Below are 16,257 nucleotides of genomic sequence, written 5' to 3' on the forward strand. Positions count from 1 at the left end.
GCGCGGCGGCCTTAGCCGAGGCTGGCCAGCAGCGCCGGGGACGGGTCGCCGGTCGCCGGCAGGCCGCGGCTGGACTGGTAGGCGCTGATCGCCGCCCGGCTTTTCGGCCCCAGCACCCCGTCGGCGCCGCCGGTATCGAAACCGCGTGCGGTCAGCCGTTTTTGCAGCAGGATGCGGTCGTCCTTGGTCAGCCCGTATTTGTCCGGCGGGAAACCGGTGCGCAGCGGCCCGCCGCCGGCAATGCGGTCAGCCAGATGGCCCACCCCGATGGCGTAGGAATCCGAGTTGTTGTAGCGCTTGATCGCGTTGAAATTGCTGGTGACCGAAAACACCGGCCCGCCTGCCTGCGGCTGCAGGCTGCGCCCCGAAGGCGTGCCCGGCGCCCCGGCCTCGCCCCCCCATTTCATGCCTCGCGTCCAGCCGTTGCGCTGCAGGTAAGCGGCGGTTGAGGCCAGCGCATCAGTCGGATCCTCCGACCAGATATCGCGGCGGCCGTCACCGGTGAAATCCACCGCAAAGGCCTGATACGATGTCGGGATGAACTGAGTATGCCCCATGGCGCCGGCCCAGCTGCCGGTCATCCGGGCGGGCGTGATGTCACCGTTTTGCAGGATCTTCAGCGCCGCCAGCAGCTGCTTTTCGAAGAACGCCCCGCGCCGCCCGTCATAGGCCAGCGTCGAGGTGGCGGAGATCACCGGCACGTTGCCGCGGCGCTCGCCGAAGAAGCTCTCCAGCCCCCAGATCGCGCAGATGATTTCCGCATCGACGCCATAGGTGCGCTCCAGCGTGCGCAGGGTGGACTGGTGCCGGGTAAAGGCGGCACGCCCCTTGCTCAGGCGCTCGTCCGAGACGGCGATGGAGAGGTAATCCTCCAGCGAGCGTTTGAACTCGGTCTGGTTGCGGTCGCGCTTGATGACACCCGGCAGATACCCCGCGCCGCGGAAGGCGGCACGCAGGGTGGACCCCGAAATGCCTCTGGCCTCGGCCCGTGTGCGGAAGGACGCGACCCAGGCGTCGTAGCCTGCATTGGGCACCGGGCGCAGGTCCGCAGGCAGGCCGGTGGTGCCGCTGGGGCCGCTGCCGGAGGGCACCGCGGTGCTGCAGGCCGCCAGCCCGAAGGCGGCCAGACCGAATCCGAAGTGGCGACGTGTGATTCTCATGCTGCTGCCCGTTCTGTTTTGTTGCGCCCGTTGAAGCAGGGCGTTTGCAAATAGGCTGCCAGAAACAACGCAGGCCGCCAAGGGGCGGGAATCCGCCACAGCGAAGTCCCGCCGCAGACAGGGCCAAGGCGGCATCAAGCGGCAGCAGGCCGCCTTTTCAATCGCGCAGCGCGTCGGCGCGCAGTCCCTCGCGCTCGTAGTGATGCGGCAGCACCCGGCCGTAAAGCTGCCTGGTGCGCTCCACTCCGCCGCACATGCCCTCTGTCTCGACAAAGGAGAAGATGCCGACGTAGCGCCTGCGCGGGCCTGCCACCGGGGCCACACGGTGCAGCGAATAACGGCCGCGGAAAATCTGCAGATCTCCCGGCTGCAGCACCAGCCTGCGCACCAAGGGCGAGCCGCCTGCCAGCACCCGCGCCACGCTATCGTAGTTTTCATCCGTGGGGGTGCGCAGCATAGGCGCGTATTCGAAATCGCCGCCCGCGTCGCCGTTCTGGATCGCCAGCGTCACCGTGTAGTTGTTGGTGTCGAAATGCCAGGGAAAGCCGTCGCCCTCCTCCACCATGTTGATGATCACATCGGCCAGCGGATCGTCATAACGGAAGAAGCGGTCTTCCGGCTCCCCCAGCGCCTCGCGGATGAAGGGCATGAAGCCGGGAAACTCGTAAATTGTCCGCAGCGGGCTGCCGGCGCCGAAATTGTCCGCTGGAATGAAGGCATTGGAGCGGTCATAGAACTGACGCACCGGGTGGCTCTCCGGCAGCGACGGATCGTCCTTGGAGAAATAGGCATTGGTGCGGCTGAACGACTTATGCCCCTGATCCGACACGGAATCAGCTTCCGCAACCAGCTTGCCGATGCCGTCCTGGTGCACAAAGCCCGGCAGCACCGCGCAGCCGTCGGCTTCCAGCTCGCTTTGCAGATCTGACATCATCCGCGCATAGGCCGGCGACCCCGGCCTGTCGATCGGATAGCGCCCCAGGTCCACCAGTTCCGCAAGTTCAGCCATGTCCAAGTCCTTCCCTGTCGCCTCTTTTGGGATGAGCTTGCCTGCTGGCGCTAGGGCGATCTGGCACAAACGGGACACGGGCATGCCGGTTTTGAACGAATCCGCACTGGCACGCGCCGTCACTTTCGCGGAAATTTCGCCGCACCCCGGTCCGCAAGCAAGAAAATGTCCCTGAACCGGTGTTTTTTGACAGCTTTCGCGGTTGACGCCCCTGTCCGGCAGACATAATGTCGCCCGCAACGCAAGAAGGAGCCTGTGGCAGTGACCACCCTAGTCGTAATCGTAGGAACCAAGCGCATGGGCCGGTAACGGTAGACCATAATCGAACCCATGCGCCTCCGAATGAAAATCGGGGGCTTTTTTTATGCGTAACGGACGATGCCGCCAATTGGAGCAAAAAGCAGATGACACGTGAAATGACCGGCGCAAAGATGGTTGTCCAAGCCCTGAAGGATCAGGGTGTGGACGTAGTCTTCGGATACCCAGGCGGCGCCGTGCTGCCGATCTATGACGAGATCTTTCTGCAAAATGACATCCGCCACGTGCTGGTCCGGCATGAACAGGGCGCGGTCCACGCCGCCGAAGGCTATGCCCGCTCCACCGGCAAGCCCGGTGTTGTCCTGGTGACCTCCGGCCCCGGCGCCACCAATGCGGTGACCGGCCTCACCGATGCGCTCTTGGACTCGATCCCGATCGTGGTTCTGACCGGCCAGGTGCCGACCTTCATGATCGGCTCCGACGCCTTCCAGGAGGCCGATACCGTTGGCATCACCCGCCCCTGCACCAAGCACAACTGGCTGGTCAAGGACACCGATGCGCTGGCCGGCACCCTGCACGAGGCGTTCCATGTCGCCAAGTCCGGCCGCCCCGGCCCGGTTCTGGTCGACATCCCCAAGGACGTTCAATTCGCCAACGGCACATATCAGGCGCCGAAACCCTCGGTTTCCCATTACCAGCCGCAGGTCAAGGGCGACATGGAGGCGATCACAGAGCTGGTCGAGGCCATCGAAAAGGCCAAGCGCCCGGTGTTCTATACCGGCGGCGGCGTCATCAACTCCGGCACCGCGGCCAGCCAGCTGCTGCGCGAACTGGTGGACGGCACCGGCATTCCGGTCACCTCGACCCTGATGGGGCTTGGCGCCTATCCGGCCTCGGGCAAGAACTGGCTGGGGATGCTGGGGATGCACGGGCTTTACGAGGCCAACATGGCGATGCACGGCTGCGACCTGATGATCAACATCGGCGCCCGTTTCGACGACCGCATCACCGGCCGCATCGACGCCTTCAGCCCGAAATCGAAAAAGGCGCATATCGACATCGACCCCTCCTCGATCAACAAGGTGATCCGGGTCGATATCCCGATTGTCGGCGATGTTGCCCATGTGCTGGAGGACATCCTGAAGGTCTGGAAGTCGCGCGGCCGCAAGGTGAACCGCGAGGCGCTGGAGAAATGGCACAAGCAGATCAATGAATGGCGCGCGATAAACTGCCTGTCGTTCAAGAACTCGGAAAAGACCATCAAGCCGCAGTACGCGCTGCAGCGCCTTGAGGCGCTGACCAAGGACCGCGACCGCTATGTCACCACCGAGGTCGGCCAGCACCAGATGTGGGCGGCACAGTACCTGGGCTTTGAGGATCCGAACCGCTGGATGACCTCCGGGGGACTCGGCACCATGGGCTATGGCTTTCCGGCCTCGATCGGCGCCCAGATGGCGCATCCGGACGCGCTGGTGATCAACGTCGCAGGCGAAGCCTCATGGCTGATGAACATGCAGGAGATGGGCACTGCGGTGCAGTTCCGCCTGCCGGTGAAGCAGTTCATCCTCAACAACGAGCGCCTGGGCATGGTGCGCCAGTGGCAGGAGCTGCTGCACGGCGAGCGCTACAGCCACAGCTGGTCCGAGGCGCTGCCCGATTTCGTGAAGCTTGCCGAAGCCTTCGGCTGCAAGGGCATCTGCGTCAGCGACCCCGCTGACCTGGATGACGCGATCATGGAAATGATCAATTACGACGGGCCGGTGATCTTCGACTGCCTGGTCGAAAAGCACGAGAACTGCTTCCCAATGATCCCGTCGGGCAAGGCGCACAACGAGATGCTGCTGGGCGAGGCCGAGACGCAGGGCGTCATCCAGGCCGGCGGCGCAGTGCTGGTGTAACCGCGGCGGCGCCGCAAATTTCTACGAAGAAATTTGCCAGGAAAATCCAAATTTTCCTGGCAGCGACATACGAGAGGAAGACCACGAATGTCTGCCCTGCATATCAAAAAAGGCTCCACCCGCCACTCCGCCTACAACCTGCGCCCGACGTTCTCGGACGTGCAGGAGCGCCATACCATTGCGGTGCTGGTGGAAAACGAACCCGGGGTTCTGGCCCGCGTCATCGGGTTGTTCTCGGGCCGCGGCTACAACATCGAAAGCCTCACCGTGGCGGAGGTGGACCATACCGGCCATCTATCGCGCATCACCATCGTCACCACCGGCACCCCGCAGGTGATCGAGCAGATCAAGGCGCAGCTGGGCCGCATCGTCTCGGTCCGCGACGTGCATGACCTGACGGTCGAAGGCGCCGCGGTGGAGCGCGAGCTGGCAATCCTGAAAGTGGCGGGCGAAGGCGACAAGCGCGTCGAAGCGCTGCGGCTGGCGGATATCTTCCGTGCCAATGTGGTCGACAGCACGCTGAACAGCTTTGTGTTTGAGATCACCGGCGCACCGGAAAAAATCGATGCCTTTGCCGATCTGATGCGTCCGCTGGGGCTGAGCGAGATCGCCCGCACCGGTGTTGCCGCCCTTCTGCGCGGCAACTGACTCCTATGCCGGCCCGCAGCCGGGCCGGCGTTAGCTCCGAATGACCTGAAGCGGTGCGGAAACGCGCCGCTTTTCTGCTGCCTGCATCGGGAACGGGACAACCGTCTGCCCCTGCGGGGCAGCGTCAGCTTCCTTGCCGCAGCCTGCCGATGCGCTCAGCTGATCTGCCAGCCCCGGGCTGCCCTGTTCGGCCAGAACGGTAAGGTTTTCGGCAATCCGCAGGCTGTCGCTCAGCCTGATGTCGAACTCAACCCAGTCACCAGGATGCAGCTCCCCAAAATCGGCACCGGCTTTATTTGTGAAAAAAGCAAGATCCCCCTGATCATCACACCAGATCACGGCTTTTGTGAGGGGATCGTCACTCCATAAAATGACTCCAATCATACCAGTCCTCGTTTTGCCCCAAGTTAATTCTGAAACAAATAGACTGACGCCAACACGATAAAAAGCGGCCTGTCCTATTGCAATTTGTGTCAGTTCAACTAGCCTTTTGACGTTAATTAGCGACAGCAGTGGCTGCAGCCAGCAGCAAGGCTTGCCTTACTGGTGCAGCAAATTCGCATAAACCACCGGCAAGCGGGACAAATCCTGCGTAAAAGCAGAACCGACAGGAACCAGAATGAACAGCCAGAACCGCTCTCCGGCCGACTTGCGGAACATGTTTGGCGCCAACCTGCGTCTATTGGCGCGGCAATTCCCGTCGATTTCCGAACTGTCGCGCCAGCTTGGCATCAACCGCACCCAATTCAACCGGTATCTCTCCGGCGAGAGTTTTCCCCGGCCGGACGTTCTGGACCGCATTTGCCGTTTCTTTGACGTTGACGCCCGCATTCTCCTGGACCCGGTGGAAAGCCTTTCCAAAGCCGGGCAGGTTATCAACGGCGCCTACCTGGCGGATTTCCTGGGCCATGGCGTGCAGCAGCTGAGCGAGGAATTCTTTCCGGCCGGCTTCTACCGCTTTACCCGCCGCAGCTTCATCAACGAGGACAAGTTCGTGATCGGCCTGGTCTACGTGTTCCGCGACGCAGGCGTGACTTATATCAAGGGCTTCGAGGCCAAGGAGGCGATGCTGAGCCAGGGCCTGCCGTCCACCCCGGCCGTGCGCGAGTTCCGCGGCTACATCAGCGGCCATGAGGACGGCGTCGCCTTTGTCATCGCCCGCCGCAAGTCGATGACCTACTCCTTCAACTACCTGGCGCGGGTGGCCTCGCTGGAAAACAACTTCTGGTGCGGCTACGTCGCCCGCACCGTCCGCGAAGGCGGAACCGGGGAACGGGTGACGCGGATGGTCTATGAGCACCTCGGCCGCGACACCGGGCAGGTTCTGGCCGCCGCCCGCAGCGTCGGATTTGCCGATGAAGAGGCTCTTCTGCCCTTCCACCGGCGCCTGCTGCAGACTGGCCAGCCCTTCCGCTGACGCTAATCAGCGGCAGCTTGGCGATAGATGTGCCAAGTGGCGTGGCCAAGCAGCGGCAGCACCAGGAACAGCCCCAGGAACCAGGGCAGCAAAGCAGCAAAGGTGGCGGCAGCGATCAGCGCTGCCCAGATCATCATCACCACGAAGTTCTGCTGCACATACTGGAAACTGGTGATCATCGCGGTCACGAAATCAACCTCGCGGTCCAGCAAGAGCGGCAGCGATATCACCGTGATCATGTAAAGCAGCAGCGCAAACAGCGCGCCGACCACGGTGCCGACGGCCAGCATGGTCAGCCCATTGGCTGTCAGGAACACCTCCGCCGAGGTGGAGACATTGGTCATGGTGGCATGGCCCATGAACAAGGCAAAGATCATGTGGCCGAGGAAGAACCAGAACAGGAACACCACAATGATGATGGCGCAGATAGACGGCAGCTGGCGGCGGCTCTGCTGCAGCACCACCCCCAGGATCCGGCCGACAGCAATGCCCCGGCCCTGCTCCAGCCGGTGCGAGACCTCATAAAGCCCAACCGCGGCGAACGGGCCGATCAGCGGGAAGCTGATAGCCGCCAGCACCAGCCAGTAAGTGGTGCCCGTGCGCACGGTGATCCAGGCCATCATCCAGCCCGCCAGGACATAAACCGCGGCGAAGAACAGCCCGTAGAGCGGCTTCTTGAGGAAATCGGCCCAGCCCCGGCGCAGCGCCTCGAACAGCATCGGCGTCGTGACCGGTTTCAGCGGCGGCACGCCAAAGGGCTTTTCAGATGTCATCGCGGATACTCCTCCCTCTTTTTGTCTTTTTGCCAGCCTAACCGCGAACCAGCCACTTAAAAATGCCTCCTGAATATATGTTTGGCGGGCATTGCCCGGCCGGCAGCCCGCCGTTCCGGCACCCCCATGCGCCTGCCAGTTTACTGCAGCCTGCTGTCAGACAAAGGCAAAGTCATCAGCGGTCAGGCCAAGCCCCGCGTCGCCGTCCAGCCGGATGGTGCCGCCGTCATGGGTGATCAGGCGGTCGCCGCTGTCATCGGTGATCGCCAGGCTGGCGAACCCGCCGCTGTGTCCCTGTATCTGCAAAAGATCGGTGCCATCGGCAAAATCCCTGACCAGATCATCGCCGCCGCCGGGACCAAAGACAAAGGTGTCTGTACCGCTGCCGCCGGTGAGCGTGTCATTGCCGCCGCCGCCGTTCAGCGTGTCGCCGCCGGCGCCGCCAGTCAGCCGGTCATTGCCGCCGCCGCCATTCAGCGTGTCGGCTCCCGCAAGGCCAAAGAGCCGGTCGTTGCCGCCCTTGCCCGACAGCAGGTTGGCACCGCCATCCCCTGTCAGCTTGTCTCCCTTTGCGGTGCCCGCCAGATTTTCTACCCCCGACAGCTGAAAGAACCCGCTGCCGTCAGCGCCGAGTTTCCCGCCCGGCGCACCGGGGTTCTGCCACGCGCCATCGAGATTCAGCGACACCACGACGCCGGCGGAAAACTTCGAGAAATCCACAGTGTCCTTCCCGCTTCCGCCGCTGATGTGCAGCCCGAGACCCGGATCGGTTTCCGAAACCTTCAGCAGGTCCCGGCCGCTGCCCAGCCGGACCACAGCGCCGCCGCCGGTGCCGATCACCACCGTATCGTTGCCGCCGCCGGCAGAGATCAGTTCAACCCATTCCGTTCCGGTGCGGATTGTATCCTTGCCGTCTCCGGTCCGGACAACGCCGGCGCCGCTGGCGCCCACAATCACCGTGTCATCGCCGCTTGAAGTGCTGACATATTCAGCAAACCCTTTGCGTATCACCACCTTGTCGTCCCCCGCCCCTGTGCGCACGGTCCCGGCGCCGCCCGTGCCGATGGTGATCACATCGCCCTTGGCCCGGTCAGCATCACTGCTGCCAAGACCGGTCTGGATGCTGAAGACATGCGCATTGCCCGTGGTCAGGATGTTCTCCTCGGCCAACAGGAAAATGGAAAAGGTGCTTCCCTCCTGATTGTTGCCCAGCGTGACCTTGTGCCGCTCACCGCCCCAGCCGTTGATTTGCCGGACCCGGGTGGTGTCCAGCTCAACCTCGGAGTTGTAGCCGACTTCCAGATAGTCGATCCGGCGGTCCGCGCCGTTGTCGGCGTCCGTGATCCGCGTCAGATTGGATTCGGCGGCGTCGCCAAAGCGGACGATCTTGGCCGTCCAGTCCTCTCCAGTCAGGTCGATATCCACAACCAAGCGGTTATCGGCGTCCCCTTCAAAGACGTTGTAGGTGTTCAGGAACCTGTTGTCCCACGCGACCGCGCTTTGCCCCTCGCGCCGGGGAATTTCTGTTTCACCGTCAAAGGTCAGATTCAACTCAACATCGGCCATGGCACCGTCTCTCTCATTAACTGATTGAAATCTTTAACAGCGGTTCCGGAATTGGAAACAATTCACAAAAACCGCAAGTTTAGTTTACCAGAGGTAGACAGATTTATGAATGCGCACGGAAAAAGAGCCTCAGGGCGGCGCCCCTGAGGCTCGGCAGAAAACATGCGGAAGTTAAGCCGCGGCGGCGGATCAGTCCTCGGACTGTGCATCCGCCCGGCTCTTGCCGGAAACATTGAGCGCCAGGGTTGCGGCCATGAAACCGTCCAGATCGCCGTCCAACACCCCCTTGGTGTCAGAGGTCTCATGCTGGGTGCGCAGGTCCTTCACCATCTGGTAGGGCTGCAGCACGTAGGAGCGGATCTGGTTGCCCCAGCCGGCGTCGCCTTTGGCCTCGTGGGCGGCGTTGATCTCGGCGTTGCGGCGGTCCAGCTCCATCTGGTAGAGGCGCGATTTCAGCGCCTTCATGGCGATGTCGCGGTTCTGGTGCTGCGATTTCTCCGAGGAGGTCACCACGATGCCGGTCGGGATGTGGGTGATCCGAACCGCCGAGTCGGTGGTGTTGACGTGCTGGCCGCCCGCGCCCGAGGACCGGTAGGTGTCGACGCGGATATCGGCCGGGTTCACCTCGATCTCGATATTGTCGTCCACCACTGGATAGACCCAGACCGAGCTGAAGGAGGTGTGCCGCTTGGCCGCCGAGTCATAGGGCGAAATGCGCACCAGCCGGTGCACGCCGCTCTCCGATTTCAGCCAGCCGTAGGCGTTGTGGCCGGAAATCTTGTAGGCGGCGGACTTGATGCCCGCCTCGTCGCCTGCGCTCTCGGACTGCAGCTCGACCTTGTAACCCTTCTTCTCGGCCCAGCGCACATACATCCGCGCCAGCATCGAGGCCCAGTCGCAGCTTTCAGTGCCGCCGGCGCCTGCGTTGATCTCCAGGAAGGTGTCATTGGCATCGGCCTCGCCGTCCAACAGCGCTTCCAGCTCTTTCTCGGCCGCCTTGTCCTTGAGCGCCGCCAGCGCCGCCTCGGCATCCTTGACGACCTCGGCGTCGTCTTCCATCTCGCCCAGTTCGATCAGCTCGATGTTGTCGGACAGATCCTGCTGGATGCCCTTGTAGGTCTCGATCGAGTCCACCAGCGCCTGGCGCTCGCGCATCAGCTTCTGCGCCGCCTCGGGATCGTCCCAAAGATTGGGGTCCTCGACCCGCGCGTTGAACTCCTCCAGCCGGTATTCGGCGGTTTCCCAGTTCATCCGCTGGGCCAGCAGCTCCAGCGATTTCTCGATGTCCGCAACGATGTTCTGGGTTTCCGCGCGCATGGGAGGTCCTTGCAATCTGAGATCAGGCTTGCGTGATAAACCACCCTTGCGCCGCGGGCAAGCGGGGAGGCTGTGCCCACGCTTGCCGGGAGCGTTGGAACATCCATCTAAAATGCCGCACATTATCCACCCGTAAAAATACGCCAATTTAACGCGGTCAGCTTGACTTTGAAGCTTGGCACACGCGGGCCGCCTGCCCGCCGTGAAATTGGGGAATCGGGATCATGCCTAGCGGCTATCTTGTTCAGCTTGGAGACGGATCGCTCGGTCACGGCGATACGATTACCTCCACCTATTCCTCATTCACCACAGACCAGACCCTCGGCGCGGGCAACTGGACCTGGAGCGGCTGGGCCGGCGGCAACTACTACTCCAACCAGGCTGAGCCCGGCGACTACTACCTCGGCACCGACGGCAATGTCTATTTCGTGCCCGACTACGGGCCTGTCGATACGATGGAATCGGCAAGCGCAAACAACCCGCCTGCCTATACCGACACCGACGGCCCGGTCGAAGGCACCAGCGGCGGCGACCTGATCGACAGCAGTTATACCGACAGCGACGGTGACCAGATCGACAACGGCAGCGGCGGCGGCGCTTCCGGCAACCAGGACACGGTAGAAGCGGGCGCCGGAGACGACACCGTTGATGCCGGCGCCGACAATGACATGGTGTTCGGCGGCGCCGGCGGCGACAACCTGGCAGGCGGCAGCGGCGATGACACCATCTATGGCGACAGCAGCTCAGAGGCCGGGCTGAGCAGCTCTCAGCAAAGCATCTCCACCTCCAACGTCACCGACACCAGCAGCGGCTTCACGGTCATCGCTAAGGACATCTCCGGCAATGCCAGCGCGGCCAACATCGACTATTACGATGGCGGGTTTGGCGTTGCCGGGGCAATTTCGGATACCGACAGCCCCGGCGTCTACGAACAGATCGGCTATGACAAGGCGTCCGGGGTTTCGGAAGAACTCATCGTCGACTTCGACCAGGACACGACCGACGCCAGTTTCTCGTTCAAGCACCTCTATAGCGACGGCTACGGCGAGGAGGGCCACTGGGCGATCTACAACGACGGCGTTCTGGTAGCCGAGGGCGACTTTACCGAGGATACGCCCGGCTCCGGCACCGGCACGGTGGACATCAGCGGATACGGCCCCTTTGACCGGCTGGTGCTGTCCGCCAATCTGCAGACCGACGGCACCGACGGCTCCGACTACATGGTCACCGACATCACCTTCACAGTGCCGCCGGAAACCCCAGCCGACGGCGACGACAGCATCGACGGCGGCGACGGCAGTGATGTGATCTATGGCCAGGGCGGCAATGACACGATATCCGGCGGCGGCGGCGCCGACACGCTGGACGGCGGCGCGGGCGACGACAGCATTTTCGCGGGTGAAGGCGATTCCGCCAGCGGCGGCGCGGGCGACGACTATTTCACGATTCAGTCCGACGAGGCCTTCATCACCGGCGATGTCACCATCGTGGGCGGAGACGACGGCGAAACCGTCGGCGACACGCTGGATTTCAACGGCCAGCTCGACACGGGCAGCCTGGTCATCACCGATGACACCGGCGGCAGCAAGACAGGCACTGCAACGCTGCTGGACGGCAGCACCGTCCATTTCTCCGGCATCGAGAACATCATCTGCTTCACGGCAGGCACCCGCATTGCCACCATCGCCGGGCTGCGTGCCATCGAGAGCCTGCGCCCTGGCGATCTGGTGATGACCCGTGACAACGGCATGCAGCCGGTGCGCTGGATCAGCCAGTCAACGGTGCGCGCGGCGGGCAACCTGGCCCCCATCCGCATCGCGGCCGGCCAGTTCGGGGCTGAACGCGACCTCCTGGTCTCGCCGCAGCACCGGATGTTGTTCAGCGGCTCCCAGGCCAGCCTGCTGTTCGGCGAAAGCGAGGTGCTGGTTTCGGCTCTTCATATGCTCAATGACCGCTCCATCCGGCGCGAGCCCGGCGGCACGGTCACCTATGTGCATGTGCTGTTCGGCCAGCATGAGATCATCTATGCCGAAGGCGCCCCGTCAGAGAGCTTCCATCCAGGGGTTCAGGCGGTCTCGGCGCTGGAAGATCCCGTGCGCGAAGAGCTGTTCCGCATCCTGCCGGATTTGCGCTGGCACAGCGGCGAAGGCGGACAGACTGCCCGCCTCTGCGCCAGCCGCCACGAAGCGGCACTGCTGCTTCAGTAAAGCCCGCCGGAACTGACGGTGCCGAAAGTGGCCTTGGGGCCCAGCACCGCGGTGCCGCCGCTGGAGGTGGTGACCTTGCGGCCCGACTGCTGCACCTCTTCGATCAGCGGCAGGTTCGACCCCATGGCAAAACCGCCGTCGTAGGTGAGGCCGAAGATCGGCTCTGCACCGTCGCGGAAATACTCGGAGACCACATAGGCGCCAGAAGCGTTGTCAGGCAGGCGCGCGCCGGTGTAGCGGTCGATCTTGATGAAATGGCCACCTTCCGGCACTTCGAACGGGCCGCCGCCGAATTTCTCCACCGCCTTGGTCATGAACTGCTGGAACACCGGGCCGCACATGGTGCCGCCATAGGCGCCGCGGCCCATCGGGCGGGGCTGGTCAAAGCCCATGTAGCAGCCGGCCACAATGTTGGAGGTGAAGCCCACGAACCACACGTCCCGGGAATCGTTGGTGGTGCCGGTCTTGCCCGCAGTGGGCACCGGCAGGTTAATCACGCTCGACGCGGTGCCGCGATCAACCACGCCCTTCATCATCGAGGTCAGCTGATAAGCGGTGACCGGATCCATCACCTGCTCGCGGTCGGTGACGATGCGCGGCGGCTGGCCCGGCGCCAGCGCCGGGTCGGCACAGTCGACGCAGTCGCGGTCGTCGTGGCGGTAGATGGTCTTGCCGAAGCGGTCCTGCACCCGGTCCACAAGCGTCGGCTGCACCCGCTCGCCGCCGTTGGCGAACATCGCATAGGCCGCGACCATCTTGTAGAGCGTGGTTTCCTCTGCGCCCAGCGAGTTGGCCAGGAACGGCCCCATGTTGTCATAGACGCCGAACCGTTCGGCATAGCCCGCCACAACCGGCATCCCGACCTCCTGCGCCAGGCGGATGGTCATCAGGTTCCGGCTCATCTCGATGCCGGTGCGCAGCGGCGTCGGCCCGTAGAACTTGTTGGTGGAGTTCTTGGGCCGCCACAGGCCCTGCGGCGTGTTGATCTCAATTGGGGCGTCGACGACGATGGTCGCCGGGCTGTAGCCGCTGTCCAGCGCCGCCGCATAGACAAACGGCTTGAAGCTGGAGCCAGGCTGGCGCATCGCCTGGGTCGCGCGGTTGAACACCGAATGCTGGTAGGAGAAACCGCCCTGCATCGCCAGAACCCGGCCGGAGTTCACGTCCATCGCGACAAAGCCGCCCTGGACCTCGGGCACCTGGCGCAGCGACCAGTGGCTGAAGGCATCGTCATTCTTCTCGGCCCGCACCAGCACCACATCGCCGCGGGCGAAATTCTCGGCAAAGCCGCCTTTCATCCACTTGATGTCGGAGCGCGGCACCGTGCCGGTTCCTTCGCTGTGCTCGACGCCGACGGTCAGGTTTTCGCTGCCGACCTCCAGCACCACCGCCGGATACCAGCGGCCGCCCAGCACGATATCCCGGGAAACATCGGCATTTGCCAGTGCCTCGCGCCAGGTTGCCTCATCCTTCAGCTGCTCTTCGGCCAGCGTCACCCCTGTGCCGCGCCATTGCCCGCGCGAGCGGTCGTATTTCTCCAGGCCCCCGCGCATCGCCAGCGCGGCCTCGGCCTGCATGTCGTGATCGATGGTCGCCCGCACGGTAAAGCCGCCGGTGAAGAACTCGCCCTCGCCGAAATCCTCGGTCAGCTGGCGGCGGATTTCATCGGTGAAATAATCGCGCGGCGGCAGCGCGGTGCGGAACGCCTCGAAATCGCCGTTCTGAACGGAGCGCAGCGGCTGCGCCACTTCGACCTCATAGACGTCCCCGGAGATGTAGCCGTTCTCGCGCATTTCCCGCAGCACGTAGTTGCGCCGCGCCAGCAGGCGGTCCTTCTGGCGCACCGGATGATAGTCGGACGGCGCCTTGGGCATCGAGGCCAGGGTGGCCGCCTCATGCGGTTCCAGCTCGCTCAGTGTCTTGTTGAAATAGGTCTGCGCCGCCGCGGTCACGCCATAGGAGTTCTGGCCCAGGAATATCTCGTTCAGGTACAGTTCCAGGATCCGTTCCTTGTCGAGCGTTTCCTCCAGCCGGGTGGCGAGGATGATCTCCTTGATCTTGCGCTCGGCCCGGCGATCGCCGGACAACAGGAAGTTCTTCATAACCTGCTGGGTGATGGTGGAGGCGCCGCGCACGTTCTTCCCGCGCGAGCGCACCGCCTCGATCGCGGCAGCCGCGATGCCGCGCGCGTCGTAGCCGGAGTGGCTGTAGAAATTCTTGTCCTCTGCCGAGATGAAAGCCTGTTTCACCAGATCCGGAATTTCATCCGACGGGGTGAACAGGCGGCGCTCCTTGGCGAATTCGTCGATCAGGTGCCCCTCGCCGGAATAGATCCGGCTGATTGTCGGCGGCTGGTACTGCGCCAGCGACTCATGGCTCGGCAGGTCGCGCCCGTAGATCCAGAACACCGCCCCGATGGTCAGCGCCACCATTGCCACGCCCAGGGTGATGGTGCTGAAAATGGAGCCGAAGAAGGAGAAGATGAACCTGAGCACGGAGTTTGGCCTTTCACGCGGAGTGCCGCCTATATAGGGACGGCAAACGCCCGCGTCAAAACGGGAAACAGATGTTCTTCGCCTGGAAGGGTGGGAAAATCCTACCAGTTTTCACCCCGGGTTGCCGCGATTTGCGCGGCAGGCGGCCAAACCGGCGCGAAAACGCCGATTGCCGCCCTACTGCCGCACCAGCGCGCGGCGCGCATCATCCTGGGCGCGCCAGGTGATCAGCCCGTTCAGGATGCCGCGGGCCGCCTTGGCCCGCCACTCTGCATCCACCAGATTCTTCAGGTCGCGCTTGCTGGACAGAAAGCCGATCTCCACCAGCACCGACGGGATATCGGCCGATTTCAGCACCGAAAACCCGGCAGAGCGCAGCGGCCGGTTGTTGATCGGCTGCCCTTGCGCGCGCAGGCCGCCGATCAGCGCCGCCGCCAGCGCGTCGCTGCGGGGCTGGGTTTCCTGCCGGGCCAAGTCCAGCATCACGCTGGTCACCCCATCGTCCGCCTGGCTGAGGTCGGTGCCCGACAGCAGATCGCCGCGCAGGTGCCGCTCCGCCAGCTTGGCCGAGGCGGCATCCGAGGCGTCCTTGGACAGCGTATAGACGGTGGAGCCATGCGCGCGGCCCTCGGAAATGGTGTCGGCGTGCAGCGAGATGAAGACATCCGCCCCGGCCTGATGCGCCAGCGCAATGCGCCGCTCCAGCGAGACGAAATAGTCGTCGTTGCGGGTCATCTGCACCGTGAACTGGCCGGAGCGCACCAGCGCCTCGCCCAGTTCTCGGGCGAACTGCAGCATCAGGTGCTTTTCAACGACGACCTCGGTCTCGGCGCCGGGATCAATGCCGCCGTGGCCCGGGTCCAGCATTACCAAGAGCGGCGCATTCTCGTCCCGCTCAGCCTTGCCTTCGATCACCTCCGGCGCGGGCAGGTCCCAGCGCGGATCCTGCGGCGCACCGGCACTGGCGGCAAATTGCTCTGCCGTGGCCGGTTCCAGCGTCACCGCAAGGCTGGCCGCTGCTGTCACCTGGTCCACGTGCATCGCGGCGCTGGCGACCTTCATCGGTTCCGCCAGTTGCAGCACCAGCCGCGACCAGCCGGGCACATAGGTGCCGAATTGCGCAGCAGTGATCCGGTCGCCCTGCAACAGCTTTCCGGCCGCCAGCCCGCTCCAGTCGACCTCCTGGAAATCCAACACCAGCCGCGGCGGCTCCGCCAGGGTGAACAGCCTGTACGGCACCCCCTGGCTGAGACCCAGTGTGATCTCTGCCCCCTGCCCGGCGTCCCGCACATGGCTGGCGGCGGCGTCAATGCGCGCCAGGCCGCTGAAGCTGCTGCTGCCGGATTGCGCCCAGGCGCCTGCCGCCAAGGCCCAGATCAATGCGGTGAGTGCGATCAGTCTGCCCATTTCTGCCTCTTGCCCGGCCTGCCGGCCCTTTTGGCCGGCAGACTAGGCAATTTGCCAAGGGATGGAAATCCGCCTTCTGGGGTTATCCACGGCTTTGGGGCA

General features: G+C 63.8%; 12 protein-coding genes. 4 read left to right on the forward strand and 8 right to left on the reverse strand.

All coding sequences use genetic code 11. From position 1 onward, the window contains the following. Positions 1 to 11: 11 nt before the first annotated feature. Positions 12 to 1,160, reverse strand: a complete 1,149-nt coding sequence (locus LHL23_RS02475; protein ID WP_226428672.1) for a lytic murein transglycosylase — start codon at positions 1,158 to 1,160, stop codon at positions 12 to 14. 157 nt (positions 1,161 to 1,317) lie between these two features. Further along, positions 1,318 to 2,169 carry a HalD/BesD family halogenase gene (locus LHL23_RS02480; RefSeq protein ID WP_226428673.1) on the reverse strand — a complete coding sequence of 284 codons (852 nt, stop codon included), beginning with the start codon at positions 2,167 to 2,169 and terminating at the stop codon, positions 1,318 to 1,320. Between the two features lie 404 nt (positions 2,170 to 2,573). On the opposite strand from LHL23_RS02480, the gene LHL23_RS02485 reads away from it, so the two are divergent. Both LHL23_RS02485 and ilvN read left to right on the forward strand, forming a co-directional pair. Then, positions 2,574 to 4,325 (forward strand): acetolactate synthase 3 large subunit, encoded by a 1,752-nt coding sequence (locus LHL23_RS02485; RefSeq protein WP_226428674.1) that lies wholly within the window; start codon positions 2,574 to 2,576, stop codon positions 4,323 to 4,325. An 87-nt stretch (positions 4,326 to 4,412) separates the two neighbouring features. Further along, the gene (gene ilvN / locus LHL23_RS02490; protein ID WP_222475237.1) at positions 4,413 to 4,973 is read left to right on the forward strand and encodes an acetolactate synthase small subunit; all 561 of its coding nucleotides are present in this window, start codon (positions 4,413 to 4,415) and stop codon (positions 4,971 to 4,973) included. 30 nt (positions 4,974 to 5,003) lie between these two features. Here the strand turns inward: ilvN and LHL23_RS02495 are convergent, their stop codons facing one another. Further along, positions 5,004 to 5,357, reverse strand: coding sequence for a hypothetical protein (locus LHL23_RS02495; RefSeq protein WP_226428675.1), 354 nt, complete (start codon positions 5,355 to 5,357; stop codon positions 5,004 to 5,006). Positions 5,358 to 5,592: 235 nt separating this feature from the next. Here LHL23_RS02495 and LHL23_RS02500 point away from each other — a divergent pair, with 235 nt between their 5' ends. Then, positions 5,593 to 6,390 carry a helix-turn-helix domain-containing protein gene (locus tag LHL23_RS02500; protein WP_226428676.1) on the forward strand — a complete coding sequence of 266 codons (798 nt, stop codon included), beginning with the start codon at positions 5,593 to 5,595 and terminating at the stop codon, positions 6,388 to 6,390. A gap of 2 nt (positions 6,391 to 6,392) precedes the next feature. Here the strand turns inward: LHL23_RS02500 and LHL23_RS02505 are convergent, their stop codons facing one another. From LHL23_RS02505 to prfB, 3 genes are all read right to left on the reverse strand, one after another. Then, positions 6,393 to 7,163, reverse strand: coding sequence for a DUF2189 domain-containing protein (locus LHL23_RS02505; RefSeq protein WP_226428677.1), 771 nt, complete (start codon positions 7,161 to 7,163; stop codon positions 6,393 to 6,395). Positions 7,164 to 7,319: 156 nt separating this feature from the next. Continuing rightward, a complete protein-coding gene (locus tag LHL23_RS02510) occupies positions 7,320 to 8,729 on the reverse strand; it encodes a calcium-binding protein (RefSeq protein ID WP_319005195.1) in 1,410 nt (469 codons plus the stop codon). Positions 8,730 to 8,918: 189 nt separating this feature from the next. After that, the gene (gene prfB / locus LHL23_RS02515; protein ID WP_222475231.1) at positions 8,919 to 10,046 is read right to left on the reverse strand and encodes a peptide chain release factor 2; all 1,128 of its coding nucleotides are present in this window, start codon (positions 10,044 to 10,046) and stop codon (positions 8,919 to 8,921) included. 224 nt (positions 10,047 to 10,270) lie between these two features. On the opposite strand from prfB, the gene LHL23_RS02520 reads away from it, so the two are divergent. Next, positions 10,271 to 12,253, forward strand: coding sequence for a Hint domain-containing protein (locus LHL23_RS02520; protein WP_226428678.1), 1,983 nt, complete (start codon positions 10,271 to 10,273; stop codon positions 12,251 to 12,253). On the opposite strand, the gene LHL23_RS02525 is transcribed toward LHL23_RS02520, so the two are convergent. After that, complete coding sequence (locus LHL23_RS02525; RefSeq protein WP_226428679.1) at positions 12,247 to 14,748, reverse strand: penicillin-binding protein 1A; 2,502 nt, start codon at positions 14,746 to 14,748, stop codon at positions 12,247 to 12,249. The two genes, LHL23_RS02520 and LHL23_RS02525, sit on opposite strands and share 7 nt — an antisense overlap. A gap of 177 nt (positions 14,749 to 14,925) precedes the next feature. After that, positions 14,926 to 16,155 (reverse strand): N-acetylmuramoyl-L-alanine amidase, encoded by a 1,230-nt coding sequence (locus tag LHL23_RS02530; protein ID WP_226428680.1) that lies wholly within the window; start codon positions 16,153 to 16,155, stop codon positions 14,926 to 14,928. Positions 16,156 to 16,257: the final 102 nt, after the last annotated feature.

It is taken from the genome of Leisingera sp. McT4-56 (assembly GCF_020514995.1).
GTDB lineage: Bacteria > Pseudomonadota > Alphaproteobacteria > Rhodobacterales > Rhodobacteraceae > Leisingera > Leisingera aquaemixtae_A.

What these genes read in the sequence shown, in the direction of transcription:
- LHL23_RS02505 (WP_226428677.1), bottom strand. Translation starts at nt 7,163, where the DNA reads ATGACATCTGAAAAGCCCTTTGGCGTGCCGCCGCTGAAACCGGTCACG.
- LHL23_RS02480 (WP_226428673.1), bottom strand. Translation starts at nt 2,169, where the DNA reads ATGGCTGAACTTGCGGAACTGGTGGACCTGGGGCGCTATCCGATCGAC.
- LHL23_RS02495 (WP_226428675.1), bottom strand. Translation starts at nt 5,357, where the DNA reads ATGATTGGAGTCATTTTATGGAGTGACGATCCCCTCACAAAAGCCGTG.
- LHL23_RS02510 (WP_319005195.1), bottom strand. Translation starts at nt 8,729, where the DNA reads ATGGCCGATGTTGAGTTGAATCTGACCTTTGACGGTGAAACAGAAATT.
- ilvN (WP_222475237.1), top strand. Translation starts at nt 4,413, where the DNA reads ATGTCTGCCCTGCATATCAAAAAAGGCTCCACCCGCCACTCCGCCTAC.
- LHL23_RS02475 (WP_226428672.1), bottom strand. Translation starts at nt 1,160, where the DNA reads ATGAGAATCACACGTCGCCACTTCGGATTCGGTCTGGCCGCCTTCGGG.
- LHL23_RS02530 (WP_226428680.1), bottom strand. Translation starts at nt 16,155, where the DNA reads ATGGGCAGACTGATCGCACTCACCGCATTGATCTGGGCCTTGGCGGCA.
- LHL23_RS02520 (WP_226428678.1), top strand. Translation starts at nt 10,271, where the DNA reads ATGCCTAGCGGCTATCTTGTTCAGCTTGGAGACGGATCGCTCGGTCAC.
- LHL23_RS02485 (WP_226428674.1), top strand. Translation starts at nt 2,574, where the DNA reads ATGACACGTGAAATGACCGGCGCAAAGATGGTTGTCCAAGCCCTGAAG.
- LHL23_RS02500 (WP_226428676.1), top strand. Translation starts at nt 5,593, where the DNA reads ATGAACAGCCAGAACCGCTCTCCGGCCGACTTGCGGAACATGTTTGGC.
- prfB (WP_222475231.1), bottom strand. Translation starts at nt 10,046, where the DNA reads ATGCGCGCGGAAACCCAGAACATCGTTGCGGACATCGAGAAATCGCTG.